The 13,679-nt window shown below is 43.2% G+C and carries 10 protein-coding genes and 1 rRNA gene; 5 read left to right on the forward strand and 6 right to left on the reverse strand.

Features of this window, described 5'->3' with window-relative positions:
- Window positions 1-5 precede the first annotated feature (5 nt).
- On the reverse strand, window positions 6-1,913 hold the full coding sequence (locus tag SPTER_RS20795) for an exosporium glycoprotein BclB-related protein (protein WP_211367356.1): 1,908 nt from the start codon (window positions 1,911-1,913) through the stop codon (window positions 6-8).
- A 189-nt stretch (window positions 1,914-2,102) separates the two neighbouring features.
- Window positions 2,103-3,218 carry a tetratricopeptide repeat-containing glycosyltransferase family 2 protein gene (locus SPTER_RS20800; protein ID WP_144352151.1) on the reverse strand — a complete coding sequence of 372 codons (1,116 nt, stop codon included), beginning with the start codon at window positions 3,216-3,218 and terminating at the stop codon, window positions 2,103-2,105.
- 290 nt (window positions 3,219-3,508) lie between these two features.
- Here SPTER_RS20800 and gmd point away from each other — a divergent pair, with 290 nt between their 5' ends.
- Together gmd and SPTER_RS20810 are read left to right on the forward strand one after the other, a co-directional pair.
- Window positions 3,509-4,480 carry a GDP-mannose 4,6-dehydratase gene (gene gmd, locus SPTER_RS20805; RefSeq protein ID WP_144352152.1) on the forward strand — a complete coding sequence of 324 codons (972 nt, stop codon included), beginning with the start codon at window positions 3,509-3,511 and terminating at the stop codon, window positions 4,478-4,480.
- Window positions 4,481-4,586: 106 nt separating this feature from the next.
- Entirely contained in the window at window positions 4,587-5,357 is a 771-nt protein-coding gene (locus tag SPTER_RS20810; protein WP_144352153.1) for a hypothetical protein, read from the forward strand.
- A gap of 54 nt (window positions 5,358-5,411) precedes the next feature.
- On the opposite strand, the gene SPTER_RS20815 is transcribed toward SPTER_RS20810, so the two are convergent.
- On the reverse strand, window positions 5,412-5,861 hold the full coding sequence (locus SPTER_RS20815; RefSeq protein WP_144352154.1) for a DUF3794 domain-containing protein: 450 nt from the start codon (window positions 5,859-5,861) through the stop codon (window positions 5,412-5,414).
- 330 nt (window positions 5,862-6,191) lie between these two features.
- On the opposite strand from SPTER_RS20815, the gene SPTER_RS20820 reads away from it, so the two are divergent.
- Genes SPTER_RS20820 through SPTER_RS20830 form a run of 3 tightly spaced genes read left to right on the forward strand, consistent with a single transcriptional unit; the run spans window position 6,192 to window position 7,955 of the window.
- Complete coding sequence (locus SPTER_RS20820; protein ID WP_170233351.1) at window positions 6,192-6,731, forward strand: DUF3794 domain-containing protein; 540 nt, start codon at window positions 6,192-6,194, stop codon at window positions 6,729-6,731.
- A gap of 39 nt (window positions 6,732-6,770) precedes the next feature.
- Window positions 6,771-7,394, forward strand: coding sequence for a DUF3794 domain-containing protein (locus SPTER_RS20825; RefSeq protein ID WP_144352156.1), 624 nt, complete (start codon window positions 6,771-6,773; stop codon window positions 7,392-7,394).
- 15 nt (window positions 7,395-7,409) lie between these two features.
- The gene (locus SPTER_RS20830) at window positions 7,410-7,955 is read left to right on the forward strand and encodes a DUF3794 domain-containing protein (RefSeq protein WP_144352157.1); all 546 of its coding nucleotides are present in this window, start codon (window positions 7,410-7,412) and stop codon (window positions 7,953-7,955) included.
- Between the two features lie 325 nt (window positions 7,956-8,280).
- Here the strand turns inward: SPTER_RS20830 and SPTER_RS20835 are convergent, their stop codons facing one another.
- The 3 genes from SPTER_RS20835 to SPTER_RS20845 form a co-directional block, all read right to left on the reverse strand.
- Window positions 8,281-9,267 (reverse strand): DUF3794 domain-containing protein, encoded by a 987-nt coding sequence (locus tag SPTER_RS20835; protein WP_144352158.1) that lies wholly within the window; start codon window positions 9,265-9,267, stop codon window positions 8,281-8,283.
- A gap of 55 nt (window positions 9,268-9,322) precedes the next feature.
- Window positions 9,323-9,967 (reverse strand): SPOCS domain-containing protein, encoded by a 645-nt coding sequence (locus tag SPTER_RS20840; protein ID WP_170233352.1) that lies wholly within the window; start codon window positions 9,965-9,967, stop codon window positions 9,323-9,325.
- Between the two features lie 625 nt (window positions 9,968-10,592).
- Window positions 10,593-13,642: ribosomal RNA gene (locus SPTER_RS20845) — 23S ribosomal RNA — on the reverse strand.
- Window positions 13,643-13,679 lie beyond the last annotated feature (37 nt).

Genomic DNA, 13,679 nt, shown 5'->3' on the forward strand with positions numbered 1-13,679 from the left:
TTTTATTAAACGATTTCAAGCCCGGCACTTGCATAACCAGCGACAGTGTTAAGAAGAGTAAGTCCCGTTGCTGTTGCCGAAAATATCAAAATTAAACGGGTTTCTGCAGTTACTGGTATTGCCAAACCAGTAGTGACGCCATTACTAATAGCACCAAGTGTCACTAAGCCTGTAAGCGGTGGTGCCAATGTTACAACAGCACCTGGAATAGCAGTAAAGGTGTTGTTAGGTGTTGCTGAACTATACAATTGAGCAGTAATCGTTACCGTAGAACCCACCAGCGATAATCCAGCTGTAACACTATAGAAGGCAGCTATCGACGTAATTGTTCCATCACGTGGAACAGAAAACGCCATGTTGAGCAGGATACCAGGACCACCGGTAAGATCAACGGTTCCACCAAGTATCGATACCCCTGTAGCTGAAGCCCCAAAGCCAACAAGACTTGAAGTACCGACTAATCCGCCAGCGATAGTTGTCAATACTGTCGGAGTACCTGAGGCAAATGGAATTATTGCGCCAGCACCGTCAGCTCCGGTGGCTCCGGTAGCTCCGGTAGTACCAGCGCCCGTTGCCCCTGTGGCCCCGGTAGCTCCAAGAGCGCCGTCAGCGCCCGTTGCCCCTGTGGCCCCGGTGGCTCCAAGAGCACCGTCAGCTCCGGTGGCTCCGGTAGCGCCTGTGGCTCCAAGAGCGCCGTCAGCCCCCGTTGCCCCTGTGGCCCCGGTGGCTCCAAGAGCACCGTCAGCTCCGGTGGCTCCAGTGGCGCCTGTGGCTCCGGTTGTACCAGCGCCCGTTGCACCTGTGGCTCCCGTGGCTCCAAGAGCACCGTCAGCTCCGGTGGCTCCAGTGGCGCCTGTGGCTCCAAGAGCGCCGTCAGCCCCCGTTGCCCCTGTGGCTCCTGTGGCTCCGGTTGTACCAGCGCCCGTTGCACCTGTGACACCGGTGGCTCCAAGAGCACCGTCAGCTCCGGTGGCTCCAGTGGCTCCCGTGGCTCCGGTTGTACCAGCGCCCGTTGCACCTGTGGCTCCCGTGGCTCCAAGAGCACCGTCAGCTCCGGTGGCTCCAGTGGCGCCTGTGGCTCCGGTTGTACCAGCGCCCGTTGCCCCTGTGGCCCCGGTGGCTCCAAGAGCACCGTCAGCTCCGGTGGCCCCTGTGGCGCCCGTGGCTCCGGTTGTACCAGCGCCGGTGGCTCCTGTGGCTCCCGTGGCTCCAAGAGCACCGTCAGCTCCGGTGGCTCCAGTGGCGCCTGTGGCTCCGGTTGTACCAGCGCCCGTTGCACCTGTGGCACCGGTGGCTCCAAGAGCACCGTCAGCTCCGGTGGCCCCTGTGGCGCCCGTGGCTCCGGTTGTACCAGCGCCCGTTGCACCTGTGGCTCCCGTGGCTCCAAGAGCACCGTCAGCGCCGGTTACACCCGTGGCTCCGGTAGTACCAGCACCCGTTGCACCTGTGGCTCCCGTGGCTCCAAGAGCACCGTCAGCTCCGGTGGCTCCAGTGGCTCCCGTGGCTCCGGTTGTACCAGCGCCCGTTGCACCTGTGGCACCGGTGGCTCCGGTTACACCGGGATCACCTGTGGCTCCGGTTGCGCCCGTGGTTCCTGCACCCGTTGCCCCTGTAGCTCCGGTTGCGCCCGTTACACCGGGATCACCTGTAGCCCCTGTGGCTCCCGTGACTCCTGCCCCAGTTGCCCCTGTAGCTCCGGTTGCCCCTGTAGGTCCCGTGGCTCCGGTAAATCCAGTGAATCCGGTTGATCCGGTACATCCAGTAGGCCCATAAGGTGGTTTCGGATGACAAACCCCACATGCAGGAGCACAAGGATCATCATAATGATAGTGATTATGCCGAGAGCTATGGCTCATATTAGTTCTCTTTAATTCTTCGGATGTACCTGTGTACATGTTTTTTAATTTATCCATGATATTCTCCTCCCCTATTAATCAAATGTGTTACATAATATAATATGAAAGTCTTGTGTAAAGGTAACTTTTTTTCTATTTTTATTTTGTAATTTAATTCCTTCTAAATAAAAGGCAGCCTATACTCATGAAATTCTTAAAACAAGAGCGCCAAAACAATAAGGTGAAAAATGAACAGTCTTAATAATCTTATTGATTGGTAGAGGTTTCGAGCAATTTTTTTAGGTACGATCGATTGTGGTAAATTCGGGTATCTTCAGGAATAAAGGTACCTGCAATTTCGTTATGCTCATAGGCAAGTTCTATTTGTCCGATACGAGAGTAACACACACACAGTTGGAGATGGGGTAGCCAAGTTTGGCATTGATAATTTACCATTCCCCACGAATCAGAAGGCTTTTCTGATTTAGTAGCAAGCTTATACCAAAATATGGCCTCATCCATTTGGTTGTTATTAAGATGATAATAACCAAGTCGACAACAAAATTCAGCCCTGGGAACACCGTATCGAAAAGACATATATATATATTTAAGTTGATTCTCAACATCATTTAGATTATGAAAGCAATCTGCTAATTTGCTACAGGCGCTGATATTATCCTCAACCCACCCTTGTTTAGTTGCTAAAAATCGCTGGTAATACTCAATTGCCCGGTTAAACAGTCTATGATCAAGTAGTTCATTGGCAAAATAATATAAATCTCGTGGTGAAAACTGCTCTCCCTTTTGCAGTCTTTCTTCATAAATTTTAAGATTTCTGCCAGAATCATGACTTAATGGCTGATGTGTAACAGCTATTGTTGAATTCAAAATATTTCCATTTACCTCCAAATATTCATGCACAGCTCCAATCCAGGGGTAATTTTTTTCTCTCTTAACAAGTCGGTTTCTTCGACGTTGAAAAGTAACCTTTCCGTATTGATCAAATCCTAAATTATACAGCATACTGACAACGTCTATGTCATGATTGAGAGTTGATTTTATTCTCAAAAAAAGCTCCTGGTCCACTGGAAGAAAAACATCATCGGCATCCAGCCATAAAATGTACTCTTGTGTTGCCTGGCTAAAAGCATAGTTACGGGCGGCAGCAAAATCATTTATCCAGGTAAAATCATATATTTTATCTATAAACCGGCCAACTATTTCCTTGGTTTTGTCATTTGAACCGGTATCGACTATTATAATCTCATCGACAATATCTTTGACTGAGAGTAAGCATCGTTCTATTGTTTGTTCTTCATTTTTTACAATCATGCACAGACTAACAGTTATTGGTTTATGCGGAGTTCGTCCACATTCTTTCATATTATTGCCTCCCTGAAAATTATTTTTCCTAATAATATATTCAGGAGTTTTATACTTGTGAACGGAAGAAGAGAATGTCTAAAAAGCACTAGCCTTTTAGACATTCTCTTCTTTCATAAATACGCTATGTTAAAAGCAGTTGCTTTAATATACTGATTGGCACCACCTAAAAAACATTTGCATACACTATGACATATAGCTTAGATATTAAAACCACTGACAATTATCGGAAGCATTAAGCCTGGAGTCCCTAGCAATGAGTTAATAAAGCACTGCCTGGAGGTATTAAGATGAAATCAGCATTAATTACGGGCATTACCGGTCAAGATGGAGCATACTTGGCCAAATTGCTTTTGGATAAGGGCTATAAGGTTTATGGTTTAATTGCACGTAGAGCCACTTCAACTACCTGGCGCCTACAATTTCTAGGTATTGAAAATGAGGTTGAACTTATTAACGGTGATTTAACTGATTTGCCATCAATCGTTAGAGCAATCACTAAAGCTAAGCCCGCAGAAGTATATAATCTAGGCGCACAAAGTTTTGTAGGCACATCTTGGCAACAAACAGTCACAACTGTGCAATCTACCGGTGTCGGCGTTTTACATGTTTTAGAAGCAATACGGCTAACAGATTTGTCTATACGGTTTTACCAGGCTTCCAGCAGTGAAATGTTTGGATTAATTCAAGAGCCAATGCAGTCTGAGTCAACACCTTTTTATCCCCGCAGCCCGTATGGGGTATCTAAATTATTTGGGCACTGGATGACAGTAAACTACCGCGAAAGTTTTAATCTGTTTGCCTGCAGCGGCATCCTGTTCAACCATGAGTCGCCGGTACGTGGTATCGAATTTGTGACCAGAAAAGTTACAGATGCCGTTGCAAGAATAAAGTTAGGAAAACAGCAGGAATTAAAATTAGGTAATATTGATGCAAAACGGGATTGGGGCTTTGCCGGAGATTATGTCCAAGCTATGTGGCTAATGCTACAGCAAGATAAGGCTGATGATTACGTTGTCGCTACAGGACGCACAACTACGGTACGTGATATGTGTAAAAGAGCCTTTGAATATGTAAATCTCAAGTATGAAGATTACGTTGTTATTGATCCAGCATTTTATCGCCCTGCGGAAGTGGATATCTTACTGGGTAATCCGGATAAAGCAAAAAAGGTACTGGGTTGGGAGGCAAAAACCAGCCTAAATACATTAATTGAAATGATGGTCGAGGCAGATCTTACCCGCGTAAAAGCTGAAATATAAGAGACAAAATGGGTTCTCCAAAACAGTGTAAAATTACGCTAGTATTGGATTACTTAAATTTTATGCGCTCTTATAAATAAAAATTATGAGGTGTAAACTTAATAGAATGAAACCGACAGAATTTTTAACAATTGCTATTCTTGCAAAAGATAAAGCGCATGTCTTGCCTTTATATCTTACTTTAATTGAAAACCAGACTTATCCGGCCTCTAAAATCAAACTCTATATACGTACAAATAACAACAACGATCATACGGCAAGCGTACTTGAGCAATGGATAGAAAAAGTCAAGGATAAATACTCAGAAATTTATTATGATTCAAGTGATGTTAAAGAACCTGTACATGAATACAGCCCCCATGACTGGAACCCATTAAAGCTCGCAGTACTGACACGTTTGCGCCAGGAATCGGTGGATTGGGCTCGCACAAAAGGAACTCACTATTTTGTAGCAGATTGCGACAACTTTATTGTCCCGGAAACAATTGAAATACTTCTTAATACCAATTTACCTGTTATTGGGCCGCTGCTTCGGTTTGCCGATGAGCCAAAAGCAAATTATTCCAACTATCACTTCGTTACTGATGAAAATGGCTATTACAAACATTCAAGTCTGTATTTCGAAATATTAAATCAAACCATAAAGGGCTTGATTGAAGTAGAGGTAATCCATTGTACTTATCTGGTTCGAAATGAGGTTTTAGATTCGGTTAGTTATATTGATGGCAGCGGTCGTTATGATTATGTAATATTTAGTGACACGTTAAGAAAAGCAGGGATACCTCAATATATCGATAATCGCCGGCATTATGGCAAACTTACTTTTTGTGACACAGAAGAACAATTTAGTTTAGTTAAGCCAAAAATTTTAATTTGATTGTGCTGAAAAAAAGGCTGCCACCGTTTGAGTGACAGCCTTTTTCGATAAATATTATTGATTACACAAATTTGTATAGGGCTTGCATAAATGAGGTGGTAAAGGTTTATTGGCTCGTGCGAGTCTTAAGGAATAAACCTTAAAATTGATAAGTATTTTTATGTTTCTCGGGCTGATACGTTGAAATTCCGGAATTTCAACTAAACCTTTTAGCTGGGCATTCATTTCTGGGCGCATATGGCGGTGCCTAAGCATTTCTTCAAAGGGTAATTCAAATGAAACAAAATGTATAGGCTGCGTATCATCAGGAATACCAGCTACGTACTCAATACAAATAAGTATATGACCGGAAAAATTTATTGTTTTCTCTGCGCCTGCTCCTTTATTAATTACAGGTGTTGCCGTCACTCGTAACAGAAATTCAATATCAGGTTTATCTTCAGGTATTGTCAGGATATCGTTTATAGTAAGCTGAGTGCTTCTTTTATGATAATGCCGACTCATAATTGATTCCTCCTAAATTGTTAATATACTCTCAATATTTACTAGTAGTTTATGATCGCTAACTGATTTTGCTACTTATTTTCTTGAATCTTGCCGGCAATACAGATGATCGTTAATAATGTAATCCCTATACTTAAAATAATTATGTTTTCAATTTGATTCACAACAGCCGAAGCCACCTCGGAGTTTTAAAACAGTTTTATTCTTATGTCACCATTATTGGGAACCACTGTCGAATACACGACATATAATACTTTAGAAGGCAGTTCTTATTAAGCTCCGTAATCTGACCGCGCCTATTCCATTTATAAAATCCAAGGAGGTATGAAAATGGATAATACGTTAATCAACGTCACCGGAATTTGTGATGTATGTAAGATTGAATTACATGATGATGATAGTTGGACTGAAATAACAGTTCCAGGGAATTTAATTCTCCCTAAAGAAAAACCAGATATTGAACAGCTCATTTCATCTAAAACCATAGTGAGAATCATTAGACAAAAGGTGATTGTAACCCCTAGTACAGAAAGAGCGCCAAACTTTGAAGGCAAACTATTAACAGGCCGTAAACTCATTGTCGAGGGAGAAATTTGCCAAAGCATAACCTATACGGCAGATCTCTGTAACCAACCAGTCCACTCTGCTCGCTTTATTATTCCGTTTTCCGCTTACATCGTAACTCCAAAATGCGTAAGGATAATAGATAAAGTTACTTGTTGTGAAAGAACACTTGATTCATTATTTATCAACTATCAAATTAATCCCTGTGTAGAAAATGTATTCATTCAGGAAATTAGTAAAAGGCGGATAAGACAAAATGTATTACTATTTCTGCATGCCATACCTGTCACAACCAGTGGTCGTTAGATTAAATGGAGCAAATCCATATTAAAGGGAGGAAGGAAGATGAATAATTACTGCGACTGCAAAGAAGGCGAAGAAAGCACTGTCGCTGTTGATGGCAATGTGACCAAAAAATTCGAGAAATCGCTTGCCTGTGGATGTGAAAAAAATGACCACATGCTTATCATTAATGGTGTCTGTTCCAAAGATGAGTTGCAGTGCTTTTTAGATTGCGGAAATATCAGAAGATGGACGCAGGTATTTATACCGGAAGTTTTGTGCATACCCTGCCCCAAACCTGATATTGAACAGTTAATAAGTATTTCGGCGTTAGTAGAAATTTTATCTCAGCGAGTAATACGCACACCAGGAGAATATGGTCTCCCTCTAACAAACGAAGAATGCACTGATATCACAGGTAGAAAACTAATAATTGAAGGTGTCCTGCGACAAAAAATTATATATGCTGCTGCAGTAAAAGAACAAAGTGTTCATTCCGTACATTTCGATGTGCCTTTCTCGGCATTTATTGTGTTATCCCCATGTGATCCACTGACTAGAAAATTCGAAATAGATGTTTGTATTGAAGATATCTTTGTCACTGATATTGCACCAAGAAAAATATTTAAAAATGTTTCTTTTGTGATTAGGGCATTGCCTATTATGTGCCCAGAGATTTGCATTTAGATTAGGAGGGATACTATGAAAGCATGTCGTTGCATTGGGCAAAACGTTGTTGAGATAATAGGGTTATGCGATTTTGATCAATTTGCGATCGGCTTAAATAAGTGTGATTTAGGCCAATGGACACAAATATCAATCCCAGAAGTACTTCAGCTGCCTTGTTCCAAACCGGATATCGCAACAATTGATACAATTTTAATTGATGTGCAGATCAAGTTGGCAAAAGTTATAAGGACACCGGCAGGTGAATGCGGCTACCCTATTGTAAACAGTGAGGGTCTCAGACTAACAGGGAAGAAATTGGCAATTGAAGGTGTGTTACAGCAGAAGATAGTCTACACAGCAGCACTGTGTGACCAACCTGTTCATTTTGTTCATTTTGAGATACCGTTCTCGGCTTTTATTGTATTAGCATGCGATACATGTATGGATCAGAAATTTTTTATAGAAACTTGTGTTGAAGATGTTTTTGCAATTGATTTTAATTGCAGAGAGATATTTAAGAATGTAACATTATTTATACAAGCTATTCCCATTGAGTCATGCAGACGTAATATTTACTAATGTATATGGCTTCGTTTTTGCACAAGATTAACTCAATACAGATCAAGTTGTTTGGCCGAAATTTAATTCGGCCAAACAATTAAGGTTGTACAAACAGTTAACCTGAGCGACTTTGCAAAATAATTACTCGGCAATTGCCTTTGAATATCAGAATAAGGCAGATAAGCCCATTATAGTCCTTGCCAAGATTACTGCAGTTAGGCATTGAATGGGCTCAGAAAAATAACCAAGGAAATACTCGTATCGAGATTTTTCCTTGGTTATTTTTCTGATAATGTTACTACTGTTGCTATTATTACGTCATTATCTTAATCTTAGTTTTATGCTATGGTGCGGCGGATTTCCTAGTATTAACCAGTCGAATTGATTGTGGGAGGTAAAATTCACCATATTTAATAACTTCGTTATCCTTACTACAATTTTTATGTTTATTCTTAAATCCAGAATGGTATAGCTTATTTTTACCAATTGGATGGTGCGGCGGGCCCTCTTTATAAGCAGGATACAACGCTTCATTTTTACAGCCTAAATAATGCGTTTTATCCTTACAATCAGGAGGGTATGCTTCATCTTCACAAGCTGGATGATACGACGGCTCTTCTTTGCAAGCAGGATACACCGATTCATTCTTATAGCCTAAATAATGCGTTTTAGCTTTATAGTCAGGAGGGTATGCTTCATCTTCACAAGTTGAATGATACGCCGACTCTGCTTTGCAAGCAGGATACACCGATTCATTCTTACAGCCTAAATAATGCGTTTTAGCTTTATAGTCAGGAGGGTATGCTTCATCTTCACAAGTTGAATGGTGCGGTGACTCTTCTTTACAAGCAGAATATAGGGGTTCATTGCAGCAAAACTGGGGCTTTGATGAACAAATATGTTCATCAATATTTCCTAAATAGGAACAATGTTTCGGTGTATATTTTTTAATACGGATAAACTTGTGTAAACATAGCTTTAAGGTTATTATTTTTCTTATTGTTCTTGGATCAATAATGTCATAATGCTGAAATAAAATTTTTGTTTTCAGGCAAGCCTTCAAATTAGCACGGGCATAGCGGTGACAGAACAAACCATTAAAAGGTATTTTAAAAGCAATAAAGTAAATAGGCTGTGTACCATCTTGAGCACATGCCACATACTCCACACAAATACGTACATGACCTATAAAAATTACTTTTTTTTGCATTGTTACAGTCGTATCAATTATTGGCGTTGTTGTCACACGGAGTATAGATTTAATATCAGGTTTATGTTGGGGAATGGTAAGATTACCATTTACGGAAATTTGAGTAGCTGTGTGCCCCATATTCAAATCTCCTCCTTATCTCAATTTTAAGTTTTGAAATATTTTTATGATAAATTTATTTTCCATAATAATAACGGCCATCAACACGGATGACTTCAGTCTCATCATCTGCAGGCCACTCTGATAACGAACGGTAGTTTTTTAAATTAGCCTGAAAATTATTGTAATCTTTTTCAGGGTTAGCATAGCCGGCTGAGTTATTATTTTGACTCTTGCATGAATCATGGCATTCACAGTTGTAAGTTGAACATTCATGCTGCTTTTTAAATATCGGACATAAAAATATAATACTGGTAACCATTAAATGCCTGTTATCTAAACGTTTGATAGTTATGTCTTCTATTGCCGTACTAACTTGAATTACTTCATGTTTTATATCGCCTAACACAATGGATGTGCAAAAAGGAATTTCAAATTGAGCAGAATATACAGACCGACAAGAGTCATCAGTTGAAAATTTTATTTTAATTTGTTTTTTAGCCTCAATAACCAGCTTTTTGCCTATTGGTGTACAGATTTCTCTGGTTGAGCATATGATTACAGATACACATACTTCCAATAATTTATGAATATCAGGATTTGGATAAGGTATACATAGTTTATCAGTTTCACAGAATTGAGTATGCGGATGGCCGGGTGAACACTGTGGAAAGTGCGATGGTGGTGTAATGCCTAGCACTTCAGCAGATTTACGAGTCACTATATGTTTCCTCCTTATTGTTAAATGTATCTTCTAGTCGTTATATCTTATGGTTCCCGGCGCATTTATGCTACTCTGAAGCAAGCTATTAATAAAAAACCTTATGTTTTGTATTAATATGATATTCCTCCAACTTACAATGACATTGCAGATCAAAATAGCTTGCTAGTAACCTTTTGGCTTACAATGGCATTCAGGTCAGCAATATTTTTCCGCTCACTTTATGCATTTATTCACCTCCTTAAATTGATCCTGATACATTACATAATATTAATATATCTAACTAAGTGTTACAGTTGAAATAAGTTTATCTATTTTGAAAGAAGGCTTCTTGTTACTACCTATTCACTATTAAAGTTGTTTTTTTACTCACTAACAGAGCACACAATTTCAATATATAAATAAAAAACCACCTACAAAAAATTTGCAGGTGGCGATAAGATAACAATATATTTTTTCCTTATTCCCTGAAAACTTCACAGAAGAAAGATTTGCGCAATATAAGATACTGGTTGCCAGCTCGGAGTTACAACATACATTATGGATGTTATCGCTCCGCTCTAACTAAGCGATTCGCACAAAACAGCTTGTTCGCTATCGCTCTCACTGTTTTGGCTCTCTGCTTAAAGTCAAGTCCTCGGCCTATTAGTACCAGTCCGCTCCATGAATTGCTCCACTTCCACTCCTGGCCTATCTACCTTGTCTTCTTCAAGGGGCCTTACTTCTTGCGAATGACAGACCTCATCTTAAGGCTGGTTTCACGCTTAGATGCTTTCAGCGTTTATCCTTTCCGGACGTAGCTACCCAGCTCTACCCCTGGCGGGATAACTGGTACACCAGCGGTCCGTCCACTCCGGTCCTCTCGTACTAGGAGCAGTTCCCTTCAAGTCTCTTGCGCCCGCGATGGATAGGGACCGAACTGTCTCACGACGTTCTGAACCCAGCTCACGTACCACTTTAATGGGCGAACAGCCCAACCCTTGGGACCTACTTCAGCCCCAGGATGTGATGAGCCGACATCGAGGTGCCAAACCTCCCCGTCGATATGGACTCTTGGGAGAGATTAGCCTGTTATCCCCAGGGTAGCTTTTATCCGTTGAGCGATGGCCCTTCCACTCGGTACCACCGGATCACTAAGCCCGACTTTCGTCCCTGCTCGACTTGTCTGTCTTGCAGTCAAGCTCCCTTCTGCCTTTACACTCTTCGCGCGATTTCCAGCCGCGCTGAGGGAACCTTTGGGCGCCTCCGTTACTCTTTCGGAGGCGACCGCCCCAGTCAAACTGCCCGCCTGACACTGTCCTCAGTTTCGTTACTCCTTGAGTTAGAACTCCAGTAAATAAAGGGTGGTATCCCAACATCGACTCCATACAGACTTGCGTCCGCACTTCCCTGTCTCCCACCTATCCTGTACATCATTTACCAAAACTCAATGTCAGGTTGCAGTAAAGCTCCATGGGGTCTTTCTGTCCAGTCGCGGGTAACCTGCATCTTCACAGGTATTTCAATTTCACCGGGTCCCTCGTTGAGACAGTGCCCAAGTCGTTACACCTTTCGTGCGGGTCGGAACTTACCCGACAAGGAATTTCGCTACCTTAGGACCGTTATAGTTACGGCCGCCGTTTACCGGGGCTTCAATTCAAACCTTCGATTGCTCTAAGCTCTCCTCTTAACCTTCCGGCACCGGGCAGGTGTCAGCACCTATACGTCAGCTTTCGCTTTAGCAGGCACCTGTGTTTGTGGTAAACAGTCGCTTGGGCCTCTTTTTTGCAACTCATTCCCGCTTCGTTCGCTTCTGATCTACACGGTTTACAAGCTCCCCTTTTCCCGAAGTTACGGGGACATTTTGCCGAGTTCCTTAACGAGGGTTCTCCCGCGCACCTTAGGATTCTCTCCCCGCCTACCTGTGTCGGTTTACGGTACGGGCACCTGGTCTCTCACTAGAAGCTTTTCTTGACAGTCTGGGATCAGCAATTTCGCCATTATCTCTAACAGCTGCCCATCACTCCTCAGGTTTTAGCATCACGGATTTGCCTGTGATGCACCCTACAAGCTTAGACGCGAATTTCCATCCTCGCGCTTGCCTACCCTCCTGTGTCACTCCCTCGCTCAATCGATTCCAGGTGGTACTGGACTTTTTACCAGTTGTCCATCGCCTACGCTTTTCGCCTCGGCTTAGGGCCCGACTAACTCTGAGCGGACGATCCTTCCTCAGAAATCCTTAGGCTTTCGGTGGACAAGATTCTCACTTGTCTTTTCGCTACTCATACCGGCATTCTCACTTCTATACTCTCCAGCACTCCTTACGGTATACCTTCTCCGGGTATAGAACGCTCCCCTACCCATTCCGTTAGGAATGCCATAGCTTCGGTTCCGTACTTTAGCCCCGGACATCTTCGGCGCAGCGACACTCGACCAGTGAGCTATTACGCACTCTTTCAATGGTGGCTGCTTCTAAGCCAACATCCTGGTTGTTTTTGTATCTCCACATCCTTTGCCACTTAGTACGGCATTCGGGACCTTAGCTGATGGTCTGGGCTGTTTCCCTCTTGACCACGGGTCTTATCACTCGTAGTCTGACTCCCAGGGTTCGAGTACATCCATTCGTAGTTTGACAAGGTTCAGTAACCCATTAGGCCCCTAGCCCTATCAGTGCTCTACCGTCTGTACTTAATTTCCTGAGGCTAGCCCTAAAGCTATTTCGGGGAGAACCAGCTATCTCCGCGTTCGATTGGCATTTCACCCCTATCCACAACTCATCCCAAAGCTTTTCAACGCTCACGGGTTCGGTCCTCCACGCATTTTTACCTGCGCTTCAACCTGGCCATGGATAGATCACTGCGGTTTCGGGTCTACAATATCCAACTCTCGCCCTCTTTAGACTCGCTTTCGCTTCGGCTCCGTGTCTGCCACTTAACCTTGCTGGATACTGTAACTCGCCGGTTCATTCTTCAATAGGCACGCCGTCAGCCTCATACGGGCCTTCGACTGCTTGTAGGCATACGGTTTCAGGTTCTCTTTCACTCCCCTCCCGGGGTGCTTTTCACCTTTCCCTCACGGTACTATGCGCTATCGGTCGCCACGAGTATTTTGCCTTGGAGGGTGGTCCCCCCTGCTTCCCACAGGGTTCCTCGTGTCCCGTGGTACTCTGGATTCTGACCCTCAAACTCTGCTTTTCGCCTACAGGGTTGTTACCTTCTGCGACTCATCTTTCCAGATGATTCGGCTAAGCCTGATTTGATTGTTGTCAGTCCTCAACCCCTGTTTGGATGTTGGATGTTAGATTTTAGATGTTGGAAGTCTAAGAATATTTTACGTTCCTTTTATCCAATGTCCTATGTCTAATCTCCAACATCCAAACAGGTTTGGGCTCTTCCCCGTTCGCTCGCCGCTACTTAGGGAATCTCGCACTGTTGGCCCTTTGGGGGCCTCCAGCATTAGCAGCCTTGCGGCTGCGTCATTTGATTACTTTTCCTCCGGGTACTTAGATGTTTCAGTTCCCCGGGTGCCCCCCTAACCTAAGTTAGGTAATGGTGCATGACCACCATTGGGTTCCCCCATTCGGAGACTCATGGATCAGGGCCTGCTTGCGGCTCCCCATGACTTTTCGCAGCTTACCGCGTCCTTCTTCGGCTCTTGGCGCCTAGGCATCCACCGTATGCCCTTACTAACTTGACTTTGCTCCGACTGTCTATAAACGGCCATCTGCGTTGTT

Origin of the sequence: Sporomusa termitida (genome assembly GCF_007641255.1) — a bacterium.
Classification (GTDB): domain Bacteria; phylum Bacillota; class Negativicutes; order Sporomusales; family Sporomusaceae; genus Sporomusa; species Sporomusa termitida.

Excerpts from the sequence above, each read along its gene's own strand:
- SPTER_RS20835 (WP_144352158.1), bottom strand. The coding sequence starts at position 9,267 with ATGGGGCACACAGCTACTCAAATTTCCGTAAATGGTAATCTTACCATT.
- SPTER_RS20830 (WP_144352157.1), top strand. The coding sequence starts at position 7,410 with ATGAAAGCATGTCGTTGCATTGGGCAAAACGTTGTTGAGATAATAGGG.
- SPTER_RS20820 (WP_170233351.1), top strand. The coding sequence starts at position 6,192 with ATGGATAATACGTTAATCAACGTCACCGGAATTTGTGATGTATGTAAG.
- SPTER_RS20800 (WP_144352151.1), bottom strand. The coding sequence starts at position 3,218 with ATGAAAGAATGTGGACGAACTCCGCATAAACCAATAACTGTTAGTCTG.
- SPTER_RS20810 (WP_144352153.1), top strand. The coding sequence starts at position 4,587 with ATGAAACCGACAGAATTTTTAACAATTGCTATTCTTGCAAAAGATAAA.
- gmd (WP_144352152.1), top strand. The coding sequence starts at position 3,509 with ATGAAATCAGCATTAATTACGGGCATTACCGGTCAAGATGGAGCATAC.
- SPTER_RS20815 (WP_144352154.1), bottom strand. The coding sequence starts at position 5,861 with ATGAGTCGGCATTATCATAAAAGAAGCACTCAGCTTACTATAAACGAT.
- SPTER_RS20795 (WP_211367356.1), bottom strand. The coding sequence starts at position 1,913 with ATGGATAAATTAAAAAACATGTACACAGGTACATCCGAAGAATTAAAG.
- SPTER_RS20825 (WP_144352156.1), top strand. The coding sequence starts at position 6,771 with ATGAATAATTACTGCGACTGCAAAGAAGGCGAAGAAAGCACTGTCGCT.